Below are 17,966 nucleotides of genomic sequence, written 5' to 3'. Positions count from 1 at the left end.
TATATGCTTATATATAATTACTCTATATTAGTTCGTTGAATAGTATATAAATTAAGAGAATTCTATCTAGAATTCTCTTAATGGCCTTTATTAATTTTAGCATGTGTTTTAAAGAAAACAGGGAAATGCACATTATATATTACAGTGACGACACGAATAACGAATGTTACTAATAAACAAACATAGAAAGCTAATACGTGCGCCCCCATAGCGTGTGTGATTAGGAAGCTAATTGCTCCTAAGATAGAAGCGATTGCGTAAATCTCTTTTCGGAATACGTAAGGGATATCTTGAGCACAAATGTCACGCAAAATACCGCCTCCAATACCTGTAATGACTCCCATTGAAACAACTAGAAATGAGGCGTCAACATGATGTGACATTGCCGCATTTGCACCAATAGCTGTAAAAACGCCTAAGCCAACAGCATCAGAAAGCATAATAACGACTTGAAGTTTATTGATACGCTCAAAAAACATACAAGTAAATAATGCTGATAATACACTTACGAAAAAGTAAATGGGTTTTACAAATGCGACAGGGGGCAGGTTACCAATCATGATATCACGAATAATACCGCCGCCGAGCGCAGTGGCTACAGCTAAACAAAGGACACCAAATAAATCTAAATCTTTTTTTAAACCAACTAATGTACCAGAAATGGCAGCGGCGATAATGCCAAGAAACGTAAATATATCGATTAATAACATGGCCTTAATCCCTTCCTCTTAAAGATGTTCCAGAGAAAAAATATACACTAAAGTATTGGAAATAACAATTACTTTTCGCTACATGTAGAAAAACGGATAAAATTTATAAAGAAAGCGTTTGAAAATGTTTGGAAAATAACCATAAAGTAATCTGAAAAAGATATGAAAAGATTAATTTTACATTTTTTGATGTTGTTTTTTTTTTTTTTTGGTAAAATATTACAATTAGAGGTGGGATGTTTATATTTGTATAAAATGATAAAAAAATATGTATATACTGACAAAAATAAGGGGATGGTTGTTAGATAGATTTTGTAAAAATAGGGGAGTATAGCTAAAGGACGATGATTTCTATTCCTTATTAATACTTGTCCTGGCTAGTTTTAGCTGGAAAAATAGTTCTCGATTTGAATATGAGTTATGTTATAATTGCTAGGTGTGTTTGAATGATAAAAAATTATGATTAAAAGATAATGTTAAGATTTTGTATGGAGGTCTTGGAATGTTAGCAAATCAAGCTAGGGTTAGATTTGAGCATTTTTTGCTCTTTTTTATTATTTTACAGCCTGTTTTAGATTTATTAACGTCTCTTAGCATCACTTTATTAAAGTCAAATGCTACCGTTGGAATTTTAGTAAGATTCCTTATTATGGCTGTTGGTGGTATTTACATTTTAATTCAGGCAAAAGAGAAGGAAAATAGAAAGTTTTTAATTTATCTTATATTATTAGCCGGAGTTTTAGGGATAGGGTTTATTAATAACAAACTAGTTAAAAATCCTATTGTACTTGGTGAAGAGGTTAAATTCGTTGCGAAAGCATTATATATATATATCATGCTGGGATCATACATTTTAGCTTTAAAATCATTGAAAAAGACAGTTAATATTAGTGATAAGGTTCGAAATAGTATTGTATATTCTACATTAATCATTAACGCAATTATGGTTATTTCTATTTCAACATCTACTGACTTTGGTAGTTATGAATGGATGAAGGTTGGTTCTCGAGGTTGGTTCTATGCAGGGAATGAACTAGGTTCAATCTTAGCTATTATTTTCCCTATTGTGGTACTATATTCTATTCAAAAAACAAAGAGCTGGAAACACATTTTATATTGGATTCCATCACTTTTAATGATTTATTCGCTAATTCAAGTCGGTACAAAAGTTGGAATGGGCTCAATTGGTGCTACGTTAGGGGCAGCAATCGGAATCATTGTACTACAATTATTATTTGATAGAAAAAATCCGAACAAAAAATCCCTTGCGCTTAATGCAGTAATTGCTATGGTCCTATTAGCTGGTGTAGTTGGGACGTTTAAACAAACACCATTAGCACAAAATATGGGTATTCACAATAATTATTTATCAGAGCAAAATGTGGCACAGCAAGGTCAAAAAGAAAAAGAAATTAAAGAGAAGCTGAAAAAAGAGCAAGAACTTAAAGCAAAAGAAGAAAATCATCATAAAGTTGAAAAGCCAGAAGAAAAGGCGAAGATAGAAGCGGAAGTTAAGAAAGAGCTTGAGAAAGAGCAAAAGAAAGAAAATCAAGAAAATCTTATTTTCAGTGGACGTCAAGTATATGAAGAAAGACATAAGCAGTTCTTTAAAGAAGCGCCAATGTCACAAAAGTTATTAGGAATGGGTTATGCAGGTAACTTTAAATACAATGAACAAAAGCAGCCAGATCCAAAACTAATTGAAATGGACTTCCATGATTGGTTTTATGATTTCGGGATTATTGGCTTTGTATTACTAATGATTCCATTTATTTATTACGGGCTAAGAATTTTACTAGCATTTGCTACGAGATTTAAGGACATATTCAATATAAAATATGGAATGATTTCAGCAAGCTTATTGTTAGCGTTAGGTATTGCTTATATTGCAGGACATATTTTAACAGCACCAGGAGTTGGGATTTACTTTGTAGTGGTGTTAGCTTATCTAATAGTAGACCTAGAAATTGAATGATAAAAATAAAAGCTAACTTTTGTTAGCTTTTATTTTTTAGTACAGTAAAATAAAAATAGATGGAAACGTAGCGAGGATTTAAAGGAGGAAAAAATATGAGAATATTGCATATGAATGCAGGAGCAGAAGATGGGGGAGGGAAAACACATATTATTTCACTTCTCGATCAGTTTCCAACTGGTGAAGTAGAATTAGCAGTATTTGAAGATGGAATTGTTGCGAAGGAAGCAAGGGAGTTAGGGATAAAAGTCCATGTGTTTTCACAAAAATCGCGCTATGATTTATCCATTTTAAAGAATATAAGTGAATTTATTAATAAAGAAAAATTTGATGTAGTTCATACACATGGCCCTAGGGCTAATTTCTATGTTTCTTTAATGAAAAAGAGAATAAAGGCAAAATGGGTAACGACTATTCATAGTGATCCATTTCAAGACTTTACTAAACAGGGCTTAAAAGGTTGGATTTTTACGAAATTAAATTTGAAAGCCTTAAAAAATATAGACTTATTTTTCGTTGTAACAAATAGATTGAAAAAAAGCCTGGCAGCATTAGGTATTTCAAATGAAAAGATGCATGTTATTTATAATGGAATTGAATACGATAAGGAAAAAGCAGAAGGCTATAATAAAAAAGAAATGTTCAATATTGATGAAGATGTATTTACGGCAATCCAAGTAGCACGATTACATCCTGTCAAAGGACATGAAGTTTTATTCGATGCGTTACAACAAACAAAATTAGAGAAAATTAAAGTATTATTAGTTGGCGATGGCCCATTAGAAGAAAATCTAAAGTCATTAGCTACTGAAAAAGGGATTAACGATAAAGTAGAGTTTTTAGGACATCGTCAAGATGTAAAACAATTATTTGCGTCGTCACATGTAAATTTATTAACTTCCCATAGTGAAGGGTTCCCACTAGTTTTATTAGAAGCGGCAAATCAACGCGTACCATCAATTGTGACTAGGGCTGGAGAAATTGAACCATTAATCGTAGATGAAACTTACGGATGGATTGTGCCAACAGGTGATGGAAAGGCATTAGCATTAGCTTTAGAAGAAGCGTATGATAAGTGGAAAACTGGAGAGTTAGCAGCAATGGGTAAACATATTTATGAGCATGCTACTATGAACTTCTCACTTCAAAAACTATATGAAGATACAAAGGAAACATATAAGCAATTAATAGCGAAAAACTTGTAATGATAGAGAGGATAGTTAACTATGGCAGTACAAACAGTTGATATTCTAGGCGTTCCTTTTTCTACAATGACAATGGATGAAACGGTCCAATATTTAAAAGAACAACTAGAAGCGGAGCGAACTCATACGTTTCAGGTAGTAACAGCAAACCCTGAAATTGTTATGTGCGCAAAAAAGGATGAAAAGTTCTATCAAACATTATTGAATACAGATTTAATTACACCTGATGGTATTGGGGTTGTAAAGGCAAGCGGGATGCTTGGTACACCTTTAAAAGAACGTGTAGCAGGTTTTGATTTAATGTGTAATTTACTTGCGAAGTTATCAGAAGATAGTAAGCCGGTATCTGTTTTCTTATTAGGTGCAAAGCCGCATGTTGTACAAGCTGCAGCAGATCATTTAACAAAGACATATTCAGCTGTATCCATCGCCGGTATACAAGATGGTTATTTTAAACAAGAAGACGAAGAGAATATTATTTCTCGCATTCAAGAAGCAAAACCAGATTTATTACTTGTTGCACTTGGTTTCCCGAGACAAGAGAACTTTATCCAAAACAATAAGCATCGTTTAGAAACGAAAATGGCTGTTGGAGTGGGTGGAAGTTTAGATGTATGGGCTGGAGAGGTAAAACGTGCACCAAAATGGATTCAAGCGATTCATTTAGAGTGGTTTTATAGATTATGCAGTAATCCAACACGCTGGCGTCGTCAGTTAGTATTAGCGGAATTTTTAAAAGAAGTAATGCGTTCGAAAAAGTAGCGAAATATCGCTGCTTTTTTTATTTGTTCATTTTTAATAAATTGAAACTTTAATCAGTGAGGCATCTCCACTGATTATTAGCTCTCCCCAATCGGGATAGACGTTTTACTTTTTGGGAATGATGAAGGAGAATTTTTTACACAAAAGTATTTTACTTATACAATTCACACATGTAAAATGATGTGTAAAGACACCTGTGTGAGGAGGACTTCTAGTGGGCAAGGTAAAAGAAATTTCGAAGCGCAAACTACTTGGTATAGCTGGGCTTGGATGGCTATTTGATGCAATGGATGTTGGAATGCTTTCATTTGTAATGGTAGCCTTGCAAAAGGATTGGGGATTAAGTACGCAAGAAATGGGCTGGATAGGCAGTATTAACTCAATCGGTATGGCAGTAGGAGCGCTTATTTTTGGGGTACTATCAGATAAAATAGGGCGGAAATCAGTCTTTATTATTACATTATTGTTATTTTCTATCGGTAGTGGTTTAACTGCATTAACAACAACACTTGCAATGTTTCTCGTTTTACGCTTTTTAATTGGTATGGGGCTTGGCGGAGAGCTTCCAGTTGCCTCTACACTAGTATCAGAGAGTGTTGAAGCGCATGAGCGTGGGAAAATTGTTGTGTTATTAGAAAGTTTTTGGGCAGGTGGATGGCTAATTGCAGCTCTTATCTCGTATTTTGTTATTCCTAAATATGGTTGGGAAGTTGCGATGGTATTGAGTGCAATTCCAGCACTATATGCTTTATATTTAAGATGGAATTTACCGGATTCCCCAAGGTTCCAAAAAGTTGAAAAAAGGCCATCTGTTATTGAAAATATAAAATCAGTTTGGTCTGGGGAATATCGTAAAGCAACAATTATGCTATGGATTCTATGGTTTTGTGTTGTCTTTTCCTATTATGGAATGTTCCTTTGGTTACCGAGTGTAATGGTGCTAAAAGGATTTAGTTTAATAAAAAGTTTCCAATACGTACTTATTATGACATTAGCTCAACTTCCAGGATATTTCACCGCTGCTTGGTTTATTGAACGTCTCGGTCGTAAATTTGTTTTGGTTACGTATTTAATTGGGACAGCTTGCAGTGCTTATTTGTTTGGGGTTGCGGATTCATTAACAGTATTAATTGTGGCAGGTATGCTACTATCCTTCTTTAACTTAGGTGCTTGGGGAGCATTATACGCCTATACACCTGAGCAGTATCCAACGGTTATTCGTGGTACAGGTGCAGGAATGGCAGCAGCATTTGGTCGTATCGGTGGTATCCTTGGGCCACTATTAGTGGGATATTTAGTTGCCTCAGAAGCTTCACTATCATTAATATTTACGATTTTCTGTGGATCAATTTTAATTGGTGTATTCGCTGTAATAATACTTGGACAGGAAACGAAGCAACGAGAATTAGTATAAAGTGAAAATTTAAACGTATCCTGGATCGTTTATCATCCTACACTACTCGGCTCTTTATAGGCAGTTAGTACGGGATAAAGGGGGAGAGGAAACCGAAGTGGTTTCCTTTTTTCTGTTTTTTTAGATAAATAATGGTATAGTAAGAAAAAGGGATTATTTCTTATAAAAGCGAATGTATACAACAGGACATATGGACAAAGAATTAGGTGGTTGAAGAAATGAAAATTTTACTGATTATGGAAGAGGCAGAAGAGAGAAGAGAGTTAGCTGAAAATTTCACTGAAAATATGAGAAATGTAGAATGTTTTGAAGCAAAGACAGGAACAGAATCTTTATTTATGATGAAAAAACATATACCAGACTTTGTTTTTTTAAGTTCCAAATTACTAGATGGTACTGGTTTTGAATATGCAAGTTTATTACGAGAAATAAATTGCTATACAAAATTTATTTTTGTAGGTGAAAACATAGAAGAATCTATTACAGCTTTTCGTTTCCAAGCATTTTATTATTTATTGCGACCATTTCGTGAAGAAGATTTACAATTTCTTTTATATAAAATAGGTAAAGAACAAGGTGAGAAAGCAAAGAGTTATTTGCGAAAACTACCGATAGAAAGTCAAGAGGGCATACGATATATTCTTCCAGAAGATATCGTATATGTAAGTAAAAATAAAGAAAATAAAACTGTTTCAATTTACACAACGAATAATCAGTATATTTCAACATATACACTTCAGGAATTAGAAAATAAGCTAAATGCATATGATTTTTTACGTGTACATAAAAGCTATTTAATTAATATGTCATATGTAAAAGAACTGAAACCTTATTATAATGGCACGTATAATTTGTATTTAGATAGGTATGATGAGCAACCGATTCCAGTCAGTCGTAATTATGTAAAACGCCTTCGAAATAACATTGAATTATAGTAGATAATGAGAGTATTTTAACATGATAAACTGAAAATCCTTCATGATAGGGAGGATTCAAGTTAAATATTCAGAAAATTTAGTACAATCTCCACTAAGAAATAGTATTGGGGGAATTGTATGTGAAGACATTGAAATCGATCTTACTTTGGGGCGTTATTACAGCAGTAGGAGCAGGTGCTTTTGGGGTAATAGCTTTATCACAAGGTGAAACCATTAATGCTGTATGGCTCTTAGTAGCTGCCGTATGTGTATATGCAGTTGCTTATCGCTTTTATAGTAGATTTATAGCGAGAAAGGTTTTTAATTTAGATGATAATCGGCAAACACCAGCCCATACATTAAATGATGGGAAAGACTATGTTCCAACAAACAAGTGGGTATTGTTTGGACATCACTTTGCAGCGATTGCTGGAGCGGGACCTTTAGTAGGACCGATTTTAGCGGCACAAATGGGGTATTTACCAGGGACCATTTGGATTATTGTTGGGGTAGTTGTTGCGGGGGCTGTCCAAGATTTTGTTATTTTATTTGCTTCAATGAGACGTAATGGTAAATCGTTAGGAGAAATGATTAAAGATGAGATTGGACCTGTTACAGGACTAATTGCAATGATAGGTATTTTAGGAATTATGATTATTTTATTAGCAGTATTAGCGTTGGTCGTAGTAAAGGCACTAATAGGAAGTCCTTGGGGAATGTTTACGATAGCAGCAACGATTCCTATCGCTATTTTAATGGGAGTTTATATGCGCTATATTAGGCCTGGTCGTGTTGGAGAAGGATCAGTAATCGGTATTATCCTACTTATTTTATCTCTTGTTGGAGGACAGTATGTAGCAGAAAATCCAACACTTGCAAGTATGTTCACATTTAGTGGTGAAACAATTGCTATTATGCTTATTGTATATGGATTTATTGCATCTGCATTACCAGTTTGGATGCTTTTAGCACCACGTGATTATTTAAGTACATTTTTAAAAGTTGGAACAATTGTAGGGTTAGCAATCGGTATCTTAATTGTAGCACCAGATTTACAAATGCCAGCAGTTTCGAAATTTATTGATGGAACTGGTCCTGTGTTCTCTGGAAACTTATTCCCATTCTTATTTATTACTATTGCTTGCGGTGCAGTGTCTGGATTCCATGCTCTTGTTTCATCAGGTACGACGCCGAAGATGATTGAGCAAGAGGGGCACGCACAGCCAATCGGTTATGGAGCAATGTTAATGGAGTCGTTTGTAGCAGCGATGGCGATGATTGCAGCTTGTGTATTAACACCGGGAACGTATTTTGCAATTAATAGTCCCGCAGCACTTATCGGTACAGATGTCTCGCAGGCAGCTCAAGTTATTTCCTCATGGGGATTTGCTATTACACCAAATGAACTAAAAGATCTTGCTGTAAATGTTGGAGAGCAAACGATTTTATCACGTACAGGTGGTGCGCCAACATTAGCGATAGGTATGGCATATATTTTCTCACAAGTAATAGGTGGAACGGCCATGATGGCATTTTGGTATCATTTTGCGATTCTCTTTGAAGCCCTATTTATTTTAACAACGATTGATGCTGGAACGCGTGTCGGTCGATTTATGATTCAAGATATTTTAGGGCATGTATATAAGCCATTTGGGAAAACGGATTCTACATTAGCGAATGTAATCGCTACAACGTTATGTGTATTAGGGTGGGGATATTTCTTATACCAAGGGGTAATAGATCCGCTCGGTGGAATTAATACATTATGGCCACTTTTCGGTATTGCAAATCAAATGCTAGCAGGTATTGCATTATTACTTGGAACGACAATTTTGTTCAAAATGGGAAAAAAGGCGTATGTTTGGGTAACACTTATTCCAACTGTCGGGTTGCTGATTGTAACAATGACGGCGGGGTATCAAAAGCTATTTCATGAAAATCCTAAAATTGGATTTCTATCGCATGCAAAGGTATTTCAGAGAGCATTAGATGAGGGAAAAGTGTTAGCGCCAGCTAAAAATGTCGCTCAAATGAAGCAAATTATTTTCAATGATTATATTGATGCAGCGCTTTGTGGGATTTTTATGATAGTTGTAATCGCTGTGTTAATTTCAGCACTTCGAATTTGGATACAAGTATTAAGAAATAAGCCAATGCCGTTAAAGGAGGCACCATATATTCCGAGAGATGAAAGTGAGTCGAGGAACTATGCTTAAAAAGCTGTGGCAAGTATGGAGGGAAAGAAAACGCTTTATTAGTTTGCTCGTTGGGGTACCAAGTTATGAAGTATATGTGGAGCATATGAAAAAGCATCATCCTGAAGAAGAGGTTTTATGTCAAAAGCAATTTTTTGCTGAGGCACAAGAAGCAAGATTTAACGCAAAGGGTGGAAAAATATCACGCTGTTGTTAATGAAAAAGGGCGAGTTTTCGCCCTTTTTATTTTTTTGCTGTTTCACGTGGAACAGCAAAAAATAAATAAAAACTTTGGGAATTATAGGGATTTCGTATACAATAAAGTAAGGAAAGGGATAGATAGAAAAGTAAGGAGATCATTTTATGTTAAAGGACTTATTTGTAAATACAACAATTATTCTTTCCTTTATTTTTGTTGGAGGTCAGCTTTTAAGAGATAAGCCGTTAAAAGAAGGATTCTCTTTTGGGCAGAAATGTGTAGTAGGCATTTTTACTGGGATACTAGGTATATTACTAATGTATTTCGGTGTTCGTGTTGGTACCATCACCATCCTATTGGATTTACGCTACTTAGCTGTTATTCTAGCTGTTATTATTGGAGGGCCGATAGCGAGTACCATAACAATTATTATGATTTTAGTAACTAGACTGTTGTTTATGGATTATTCATTAGCTTCTCAAGTGGCCTTTTATACAATCATTGCGATAGGAATAGGGAGTATCTTTATTTCGCGTATGAAGCTTTCTTTAGGGGAAAAGTGGGTATGGTTACACGCATATATTTTATCTATTCTAATCCCAGCCTTATATATATGGTTAATTAAAGAGATCCACATAGTGGGATTATATTTAATTTCTAGTATTATTACAGGTTACATAACATTCATAAGTGCAAATTATGTTTTACAATCCAATGAGCTATTTCAAACGATGAAGCAATACGCAACGATAGATGCATTGACAGGTCTAGGAAACGTAAGACAGTTTGATTTAGAGATGAATCGTCATATTAGTAATAAACACTTGAAAAATGATTCACTTTGTTTACTACTTATAGATATTGACCATTTTAAGCATGTAAATGATACGTATGGGCACCCAGCGGGAGACGAAGTGTTAAAACAAGTAGGGCATATTTTGCGAGAAATGTCAGCATTTCCGGATTTGGTTTTTCGAAAGGGTGGAGAGGAGTTTGCGCTTTTGATACCAAGGAAAGGAATAGCTTATGGAATTCATGTTGGGGAACAAACTCGTATAGCTGTTGAAAAACATTCATTTGAATTGTTAGATGGAACAAAAATAAAAATTACAGTTTCAGCAGGGGTTTCAGAGTATGAAGGGGCATCAGAGCAATTTATTCAAGCGGCGGATGATGCGTTATACTACTCGAAACGAAATGGTAGAAATAAGGTCAGCTCTGCATCTTAAAGATAAGATGACCGGAAGACATAAAGCTTATAAAAAACACTCACAGAGGCAATGTATGAACCTTGTGAGTGTTTTTATTTATATATTAGACAAGTTCTTTTGATACAACGAATTTACGATATGCACCATGGTGAGTTGGACCTACGTATTCGTTAATTTTGAATGAGTAACGAATAGCAGCTGTGATGAATTCTTTAGCAGTTTTTACTGCTTCTTTCACAGGTTTTCCTTTTGCAAGTTCTGCTGTAATTGCAGCAGAATATGTGCAACCTGCGCCGTGTGTATTTGTAGTATCAATTTTTTCTGATTCTAAAAGATCGAATGTTTCTCCATCATATAGGACGTCGATTGCAGTTTCCGTACCAAGTTTGCTTCCGCCTTTAATTAGTACGTATTTGGCACCTAAAGCGTGGATTTTCTTCGCTGCTTCTTTCATGTCCTCAAGAGAATTAATTTTCACACCGCTTAATTGGTAAGCTTCAAATAAGTTTGGCGTTACAACTAATGCCTTTGGCACAAGAACGTCACGTAAGCAATCGTTCGTTTCAGGGTGTAATGCTTCATCTGCACCTTTACATACCATAACAGGGTCAACTACTACATTTTTGAAATTGTGCTTTTCGATTGTTTCTGCAACCATTTCAATAATTTCTACTGATCCAAGCATACCTGTTTTTAAAGCGTCTACGCCAACACCTTCAATTGTTGTTTCTAATTGTGGTTTTAATGTAGAAGCTGGGATTGGAAATACGTTATGTGCCCAACCGTTATGTGGATCCATCGTTACGATTGTTGTAAGAGATGTCATTCCGTATACGCCCAGTTCTTGGAATGTTTTTAAATCTGCTTGTATACCAGCACCGCCACTTGTGTCAGAACCAGCGATAGTAAGTGCTTTATTTAATGTCATTATGAAAGCCCCCTCGAGTGATATAATGAAAACTATGTTTTCACCATTATATCAATGTTACGAATAAGTACAAAGTGAAAAGTAGATGATTTATTTTAAGAGCTATTTAAAATCTTGTATGCAGGAGAATGAGTATGTTTCGAGATAATCGTACGAATGAATTAGTTATATTAAAGGAAATTGCAGAAACATTAAATACATCAAATGATACATATCATGTATTGCAAGCTGTCCTCGAGAAATTGCTAAGTGTAACAGGTTTAACGACAGGATGGATTTTTCTTGCGGATGAAAATGGGAAGTATACGAAGTTAATTGATTATCAATTACCAGAGGCACTTACATATAAAAATAAACGCCCGATGTGCGAAGGTGAATGTTGGTGTTTACGAGGTTTTGTAGATGGAAAATTAGAGAGAGCCGTTAATATTATTGAATGTAAAAGAATTAATAATGCAATTGAATATAATTGGGGGGATACGGAGGGCATTCTTCATCATGCTACGGTTCCTTTAAAAGCTGGAGGAGAAAAATTTGGGGTGTTAAATGTTGCAAGTCCGGGTAAAACACATTTTTCAGAAGAAGAATTAGTATTACTCCAATCGGTTGCCTTCCAAATTGGTACGGCTTTAAAGCGAACAAAATTATATGAAAATGAAAAGAGAAGAGCACATTATTATGTGAAATTAGAGCGTTTCATTCAAGATTTAAAAATGATTCATAAGTTTAATGTACTACCTGAAAAGGTGGTAAATCACGTAGGTGAAGTATTTCAATGGAATCAAGTAGCGCTTTTTATTAGGGAGGAAAAAGAATTATCTCTGCGAGCGTCTTACGTTCAGGAAGAGTTACAAGAGGATGTAAAAGAGGCGGCCAAGAAGGCGTTAGAACAAGATGAACCAGTTCTAATAAAACATCAAATAGGACATAATGTACATCTAAATCGAGCTGTTATTGCTACACCAATACATATTCAAAACCATATATTTGGTGTTTTATGTGTTAGTTTGAATAATGGAGAGTTTGATGCTAATACAATAGATGTAATTCAAGCATTATCGAACCATGTTTCGTTAATAATAGAGAATTTGAGGTTAAACGAGCAGCGCCGTGAACTTGTACGAATGGAAGAAAGAAATCGGTTAGCAAGAGATTTACATGATTCTGTTTCGCAAAAATTATTTTCATTAACCTTCATGACAAAAGGCGCCGAGGCAGTTTTAAAAGGTAAAAATGAAAAGGTAGATCAATCTTTGCATGAGATGCGTGAACTTGCGCAAGGAGCTTTGAAAGAAATGAGGACATTAATTTGGCAGCTTCGTCCGGCAGGATTAGAAAAAGGATTATTGCCAGCTCTAAAGCAGTACGGTGAAAATTTGGGACTGAAAATTAGGGAGCAAGTTACGGGTGTTCGTGATTTACCTCGTGTAGTAGAAGAAGCTTTGTGGCGCATAGGCCAAGAAGCACTGAACAATGTAAGTAAGCATGCAGGTGTAAAAGAAGCGACGATTTATTTTACAGTGAATGAGAAAAATGTATCATTAGAAATAGTTGATCAAGGAAAGGGCTTTGTGGAAAAGAATATAAAAGAAAAGAAATCACTAGGTATGACTACGATGCGTGAAAGAGTAGAATTAGTTGGTGGAACAATTAAAATTGTAAGTAGTAATAAACGAACGAGCGTAAAAGTAAATGTACCATTATGATGTGAAAATGAGGGAAGTTTGTGAAAATAAAAGTATTGTTAGTTGATGATCATACAGTCGTTTTAAAAGGATTAGCATTTTTCTTAAGTACACAGGAAGATTTAGAGTTAGTTGGAGAAGCGAATAATGGGAAAGAAGCGTTAGTGAAAGTAGGAGAAACAAATCCCGATGTTATATTAATGGATTTATATATGCCTGAAATGGATGGTGTTGAGGCGACGACATATATAAAAAAAGAGTATCCAAATGTGAAAGTAATTGTATTAACTAGCTTTTCTGATCAGGCGCATGTGTTACCTGCATTAAGGGCTGGAGCAAGTGGGTATATTTTAAAAGATGTAGAACCAGATCAGCTTGTTGAGGCTATTCGAAGCGCATATAAAGGTAATATTCAATTACATCCGGATATAGCAAATGCTCTTCTCTCTCAAACATTACCTGTAGAAGAAAAGGAAGAAGAATCTTCTATTCAAGTGGATGTGCTAACAGCGAGAGAAAATGAAGTATTGCAGCTATTAGCGAAAGGGATGAGCAATAAGGAAATTGCATCTGTTTTAGTTATTACAGAAAAGACGGTTAAGGCGCATGTAAGTAGTATTTTGAGTAAGTTGAATTTATCTGATCGTACGCAAGCGGCATTATATGCAGTTAAAAATGGAATTGTATAAGACGAAAGTCGTAAGACCAAGTTCGCCTTTAGAAGGTGGACTTTTTTTATGGAAAAATACGTCTATGTGAGGACGAAATTGTCTTTATATAAAGATAAAATATGTTTGTAAGCAACAAAACAACAATTACAAGGGATACCTTTTTTGAAAGCATATAACAACATAAGAGTGAATACTAGGAGGAATAAATAATGGCAACAGTTTTATTCGTTAAAGCAAATAACCGTCCAGCGGAACAAGCAGTTAGTGTAAAATTATATGAGGCATTTTTAGCAAACTATAAAGAAGCACACCCAAATGATACAGTAGTAGAACTTGATTTATATAAAGAAGAATTACCATACGTAGGCGTAGACATGATCAATGGTACATTCAAGGTAGGTAAAGGATTTGATTTAACAGAAGAAGAAGCAAAAGCAGTAGCAGTTGCTGATAAGTATTTAAATCAATTCCTAGAAGCTGATAAAGTTGTTTTCGGCTTCCCATTATGGAACTTAACGATTCCAGCAGTATTGCACACATATATTGATTATTTAAACCGTGCTGGTAAAACGTTCAAATATACGCCAGAGGGTCCAGTTGGCCTAATCGGAGATAAGAAGATTGCATTATTAAATGCACGAGGCGGCGTATATTCAGAAGGGCCAGCAGCTGAGGTAGAAATGGCTGTTAAATATGTAGCAAGTATGATGGGCTTCTTCGGCGCAACAAACATGGAAACAGTAGTTATTGAAGGGCATAACCAATTCCCAGATAAAGCAGAAGAAATCATCGCTGCAGGTCTTGAAGAAGCAGCTAAAGTAGCAAGTAAATTTTAATTAAAATTATAATCGTCACTCGAAAAAAGCAGCATTAACATGTAAACGTTAATGCTGCTTTTTTATATTTTTAGTTCATCAGCAAGCTTTTCTAATGTATTTCGATCTTGTATATAATATGTTCGGCCTTCTTTTCTTAAATAATTTTGTTGGCAAAACTGATTTAATACATATAAAAGATGACGGTAGCTGACATTTAAATATTCCGAGGCCTCGGTATGCTTTTCTATATAACAATTATTTTGCTCTGTTAATAAAATAAAAGCAGCTAATCGATTTTCAAAAGGATAACTATAGTTTTTTGCGTAATTTTCAGTGCGAGTAATTGTCTTTTCTCCAATAAATTTACATAAGTGCTGTAAAAACGTTGCATCTTGTAATAAAAGTTGCTGACAATCTTTAAGTGGAAGTGCCAAACACACACAATCTTCTAGTACTTCAACGGACTTAGTAATATTTTCTACTCCTATTAATCCTAATTCTCCGATAAAAGATGGTGCTTGAATAAAATTAATTAATGAAACCTTCCCGTTTTTATGACTCATATATATTTTGGCTCTCCCAGAAATTAAGTAATAGAGATAAGGAAGAGCATTTCCTTCGCTACATATCATCTCTTTCGTTTGAAAAGAATGCAGCTCTACATATGGCAAGACATGAAATGAAAATAGGGTATGGAATTGATGGATTCGCATGTATTGATAAATTTCTTCCTCATTTTTGCTGATTTTCATATTTTCACCCCTATGTATAGTATGAGATATCTCCTATTATCTTTACAAGAAGGAATGATACGATTTATGTAAATTTGTTTTTGTAGAAAAGAGAGTGTGATGAATTTATGAAAAAATATAAAACATTGTTATTTGATGTAGATGATACATTACTAGACTTCCAAAAGGCTGAAAAAGTGGCTTTACGGGTACTTTTTGAAGAGAAGGGAATCCCTTTAACAGACGAGATAGAGACTTGTTATAAAAAAATAAATAAAGGTCTTTGGGATGCTTTTGAAAAAGGTGAACTATCACGCAATGAAGTTGTAAATACACGATTCTCTCTGTTGTTTAAAGAGTATGGAGAAGAAGTAAATGGAATATTATTCGAAAATAATTATCGTAACTACTTAGAAGAAGGAAATCAACTCATGCAAGGTGCATTTGAATTTATAAATCAAATTCAAGGGGAGTATGAATTGTATATAGTGACAAATGGTGTTTCTAAGACGCAAGATAAACGTTTGCGTAATGCAGGGTTACATTCATTGTTTAAAGATGTTTTTGTTTCGGAAGATACAGGTTTTCAAAAGCCGATGAAAGAGTATTTTGATTATGTTTTTGAACGGATTCCTAACTTTGCACCTGAAGAAGGGCTGATTATTGGGGATTCATTAAGCGCGGATATTAAAGGTGGATATGTAGCGGGAATTGATACTTGTTGGTTTAATCCAGAAAGGAAGTTAAATGATAGTGGGATTATACCGACATATGAAGTGCATAATTTTGAGGAGTTAGAAGCGTTATTAAAGCAGCATGTGTAATAAAAAAATAGACAGTGGAGCTTTCGTCTACACTGTCTATTTTTGTTAATTTGTATTTTCGTTATGTTTTGGGAGTGGAAAGGCATTCCCAATAGCAGCTGCACCAAGCATTGGCAATAGTAAATTAAGCGGGAAAAACATAAGTAATAGCAATGTAATAGCTATTGGCTTTCGTAACGCATAGCTCGAAATTGCTGTCGTTACGATAGCAACGGATGCTACTGGATCTATAGGAAGAATAGATGCTATAGCGTATCCAATACTTGATCCGGAAAATATAATTGGGAATATATGTCCACCCCGCCACCCTGTGTTCAAACAAACGGCAGTAATACACAACTTTAAAATCCCTGAAAGAAGTAGTATCCAAAAAGATAAATGGCTCCATTCAACAACTAACTCTTTTAATTGATGTTCCCCTGAAAATAATGTGTACGGAAGAAAAGTTCCCCCGATTCCTAATAAAATGCCACCGATAATTCCGAGTGTCAGCTTGTATTCTCTAAAAGGGTGAATTAACTTTTCTAATGTGAATTCTAACTTGAAATAAAAGAAACCAACTATAGCGCCGATACTAGCAAGTGGAAGAAATGCAATCCATTCATTGAAAGAAAGTGCACCTTCCCCGAAATCAACAATAAAGGATCCACGATTATCAAGTTTACTCAGTAGTAAATAAACAGAAAAACCTGCGAAAGTAGTAGCTAAGTATACAATCGCTTTTTTTCCTTTAGAAAAAGCAGCAATTTGTTCCCCCTCATTTTCATTTGGTGCTAAATAACCGAATAATGGTGCGTTAAAAATGACACTTAAAGTAGCGCCAATTCCGATCTCGGTTAGCTCATTCATACCCTTTAAGGCAAATTTAAAGCGATCCCCTACCCATGTGCACAGTCCGCCTATAATTCCAACTAGTGCGGCTTCTGGACCAAGACTAGCACCGAAAATTAAAACAATAATCGCTGTTAAAGTAGCCCGATGGACAAAGCGATATTCGATTCGACCAGTTTTTTTATATTCAGCCATCACTTCAGGCATAAGGCGTGGGTATGTACCGAAATGTTTTTGTGATAGACCAACAAGGACCCCGCCAATTATTGTTACGCAAAGGGTGTAATAAGAGGGAAAAGAGAGAACTTCAGGCAAGTATCCCCAAATAAAGTGGATTCCAATATTTATTGTGACTAAAAATAACCAGACTGTAGCTCCTACTATAGATCCTAGAAGAATGCCATATAGAGCAAGTATGTAATGCATATCTTTTTTATTTGTCATGTTATACCTCCGTTATGTAAATCTTAGTAGGGAAAAAAGTGAAATATACTAGTGAAAAATGGATTGAATATATATAGTATCTTTTTGAGAAGATGGCCTATTCAACATATAGGCTAACTTTTGGGGAATTTGAATTTATAGGTTAAATTACTTATTTAATTTTATAGACTGATTTGAGGTTTTTAAAGGTCTTTTTTGAAATAGACTAGAATATATTTCTTTTGTTGCTTTATATGAAACTGTTAACATTTATTTTAGAACATTCAGAAAAACTGTTTGACATTAGGAAATTATTGCTATAAAATCAACGGTAATTGCATAGTCTTATCAAGAAAAGGTGGAGGGACAGGCCCGATGAAACCTTGGCAACAGCCGTATAACGGAATTGTGCCAAATCCTGCAGGTAGTAATCCTGAGAGATAAGAAAGAGCCTTTAGAGCGTGTTT

Annotated in this window: 16 protein-coding genes and 1 riboswitch; of the genes, 12 read left to right on the top strand and 4 right to left on the bottom strand. The window is 34.9% G+C overall.

The genetic code is table 11. The features are described from left to right. Positions 1-77: 77 nt before the first annotated feature. Entirely contained in the window at positions 78-710 is a 633-nt protein-coding gene (locus tag ACUN13_RS24505; RefSeq protein ID WP_000924371.1) for a trimeric intracellular cation channel family protein, read from the bottom strand. Positions 711-1,212: 502 nt separating this feature from the next. On the opposite strand from ACUN13_RS24505, the gene ACUN13_RS24500 reads away from it, so the two are divergent. The 8 genes from ACUN13_RS24500 to ACUN13_RS24465 all read left to right on the top strand — a co-directional run bounded on the left by ACUN13_RS24500 (position 1,213) and on the right by ACUN13_RS24465 (position 10,606). Then, positions 1,213-2,685, top strand: a complete 1,473-nt coding sequence (locus tag ACUN13_RS24500; protein ID WP_025687487.1) for an O-antigen ligase family protein — start codon at positions 1,213-1,215, stop codon at positions 2,683-2,685. A 95-nt stretch (positions 2,686-2,780) separates the two neighbouring features. After that, the gene (locus ACUN13_RS24495) at positions 2,781-3,890 is read left to right on the top strand and encodes a glycosyltransferase family 4 protein (RefSeq protein ID WP_001221227.1); all 1,110 of its coding nucleotides are present in this window, start codon (positions 2,781-2,783) and stop codon (positions 3,888-3,890) included. Positions 3,891-3,911: 21 nt separating this feature from the next. Further along, positions 3,912-4,652, top strand: coding sequence for a WecB/TagA/CpsF family glycosyltransferase (locus ACUN13_RS24490; protein WP_000290748.1), 741 nt, complete (start codon positions 3,912-3,914; stop codon positions 4,650-4,652). A gap of 214 nt (positions 4,653-4,866) precedes the next feature. Next, complete coding sequence (locus tag ACUN13_RS24485) at positions 4,867-6,066, top strand: MFS transporter (RefSeq protein WP_025687488.1); 1,200 nt, start codon at positions 4,867-4,869, stop codon at positions 6,064-6,066. A gap of 218 nt (positions 6,067-6,284) precedes the next feature. Further along, entirely contained in the window at positions 6,285-7,001 is a 717-nt protein-coding gene (locus tag ACUN13_RS24480; RefSeq protein ID WP_000698256.1) for a LytR/AlgR family response regulator transcription factor, read from the top strand. A 122-nt stretch (positions 7,002-7,123) separates the two neighbouring features. Next, positions 7,124-9,199: a carbon starvation protein CstA gene (gene cstA, locus ACUN13_RS24475; RefSeq protein ID WP_000854314.1), complete on the top strand. Its 2,076-nt coding sequence runs from the start codon at positions 7,124-7,126 to the stop codon at positions 9,197-9,199. Then, the gene (locus ACUN13_RS24470) at positions 9,192-9,395 is read left to right on the top strand and encodes a YbdD/YjiX family protein (RefSeq protein WP_000914505.1); all 204 of its coding nucleotides are present in this window, start codon (positions 9,192-9,194) and stop codon (positions 9,393-9,395) included. The genes cstA and ACUN13_RS24470 overlap by 8 nt, the downstream gene beginning before the upstream one ends. Positions 9,396-9,541: 146 nt before the next feature. Next, the gene (locus tag ACUN13_RS24465; RefSeq protein WP_025687490.1) at positions 9,542-10,606 is read left to right on the top strand and encodes a GGDEF domain-containing protein; all 1,065 of its coding nucleotides are present in this window, start codon (positions 9,542-9,544) and stop codon (positions 10,604-10,606) included. An 85-nt stretch (positions 10,607-10,691) separates the two neighbouring features. Here the strand turns inward: ACUN13_RS24465 and pdxK are convergent, their stop codons facing one another. Beyond that, positions 10,692-11,516 carry a pyridoxine/pyridoxal/pyridoxamine kinase gene (gene pdxK, locus ACUN13_RS24460; protein ID WP_000174252.1) on the bottom strand — a complete coding sequence of 275 codons (825 nt, stop codon included), beginning with the start codon at positions 11,514-11,516 and terminating at the stop codon, positions 10,692-10,694. A 134-nt stretch (positions 11,517-11,650) separates the two neighbouring features. Between pdxK and ACUN13_RS24455 the strand changes: the two genes are divergently transcribed. From ACUN13_RS24455 to ACUN13_RS24445, 3 genes are all read left to right on the top strand, one after another. Further along, entirely contained in the window at positions 11,651-13,222 is a 1,572-nt protein-coding gene (locus ACUN13_RS24455) for a GAF domain-containing sensor histidine kinase (protein WP_025687491.1), read from the top strand. Between the two features lie 20 nt (positions 13,223-13,242). Then, positions 13,243-13,890: a response regulator gene (locus ACUN13_RS24450; protein WP_025687492.1), complete on the top strand. Its 648-nt coding sequence runs from the start codon at positions 13,243-13,245 to the stop codon at positions 13,888-13,890. Between the two features lie 191 nt (positions 13,891-14,081). Then, entirely contained in the window at positions 14,082-14,708 is a 627-nt protein-coding gene (locus ACUN13_RS24445) for an FMN-dependent NADH-azoreductase (protein ID WP_000246735.1), read from the top strand. Positions 14,709-14,770: 62 nt separating this feature from the next. On the opposite strand, the gene ACUN13_RS24440 is transcribed toward ACUN13_RS24445, so the two are convergent. After that, positions 14,771-15,442 (bottom strand): transcriptional regulator YeiL, encoded by a 672-nt coding sequence (locus tag ACUN13_RS24440; RefSeq protein ID WP_000703327.1) that lies wholly within the window; start codon positions 15,440-15,442, stop codon positions 14,771-14,773. A gap of 107 nt (positions 15,443-15,549) precedes the next feature. Here ACUN13_RS24440 and ACUN13_RS24435 point away from each other — a divergent pair, with 107 nt between their 5' ends. Beyond that, positions 15,550-16,245 carry a YjjG family noncanonical pyrimidine nucleotidase gene (locus ACUN13_RS24435; protein ID WP_089607773.1) on the top strand — a complete coding sequence of 232 codons (696 nt, stop codon included), beginning with the start codon at positions 15,550-15,552 and terminating at the stop codon, positions 16,243-16,245. A gap of 45 nt (positions 16,246-16,290) precedes the next feature. Here the strand turns inward: ACUN13_RS24435 and ACUN13_RS24430 are convergent, their stop codons facing one another. Continuing rightward, entirely contained in the window at positions 16,291-17,520 is a 1,230-nt protein-coding gene (locus tag ACUN13_RS24430; RefSeq protein WP_025687494.1) for a chloride channel protein, read from the bottom strand. Positions 17,521-17,841: 321 nt separating this feature from the next. Next, positions 17,842-17,946: riboswitch (SAM riboswitch) on the top strand. Positions 17,947-17,966 lie beyond the last annotated feature (20 nt).

The sequence above is a fragment of the Bacillus cereus group sp. Bce041 genome, assembly GCF_052646455.1.
This window is presented reverse-complemented; position numbering and strand designations above follow the sequence as displayed.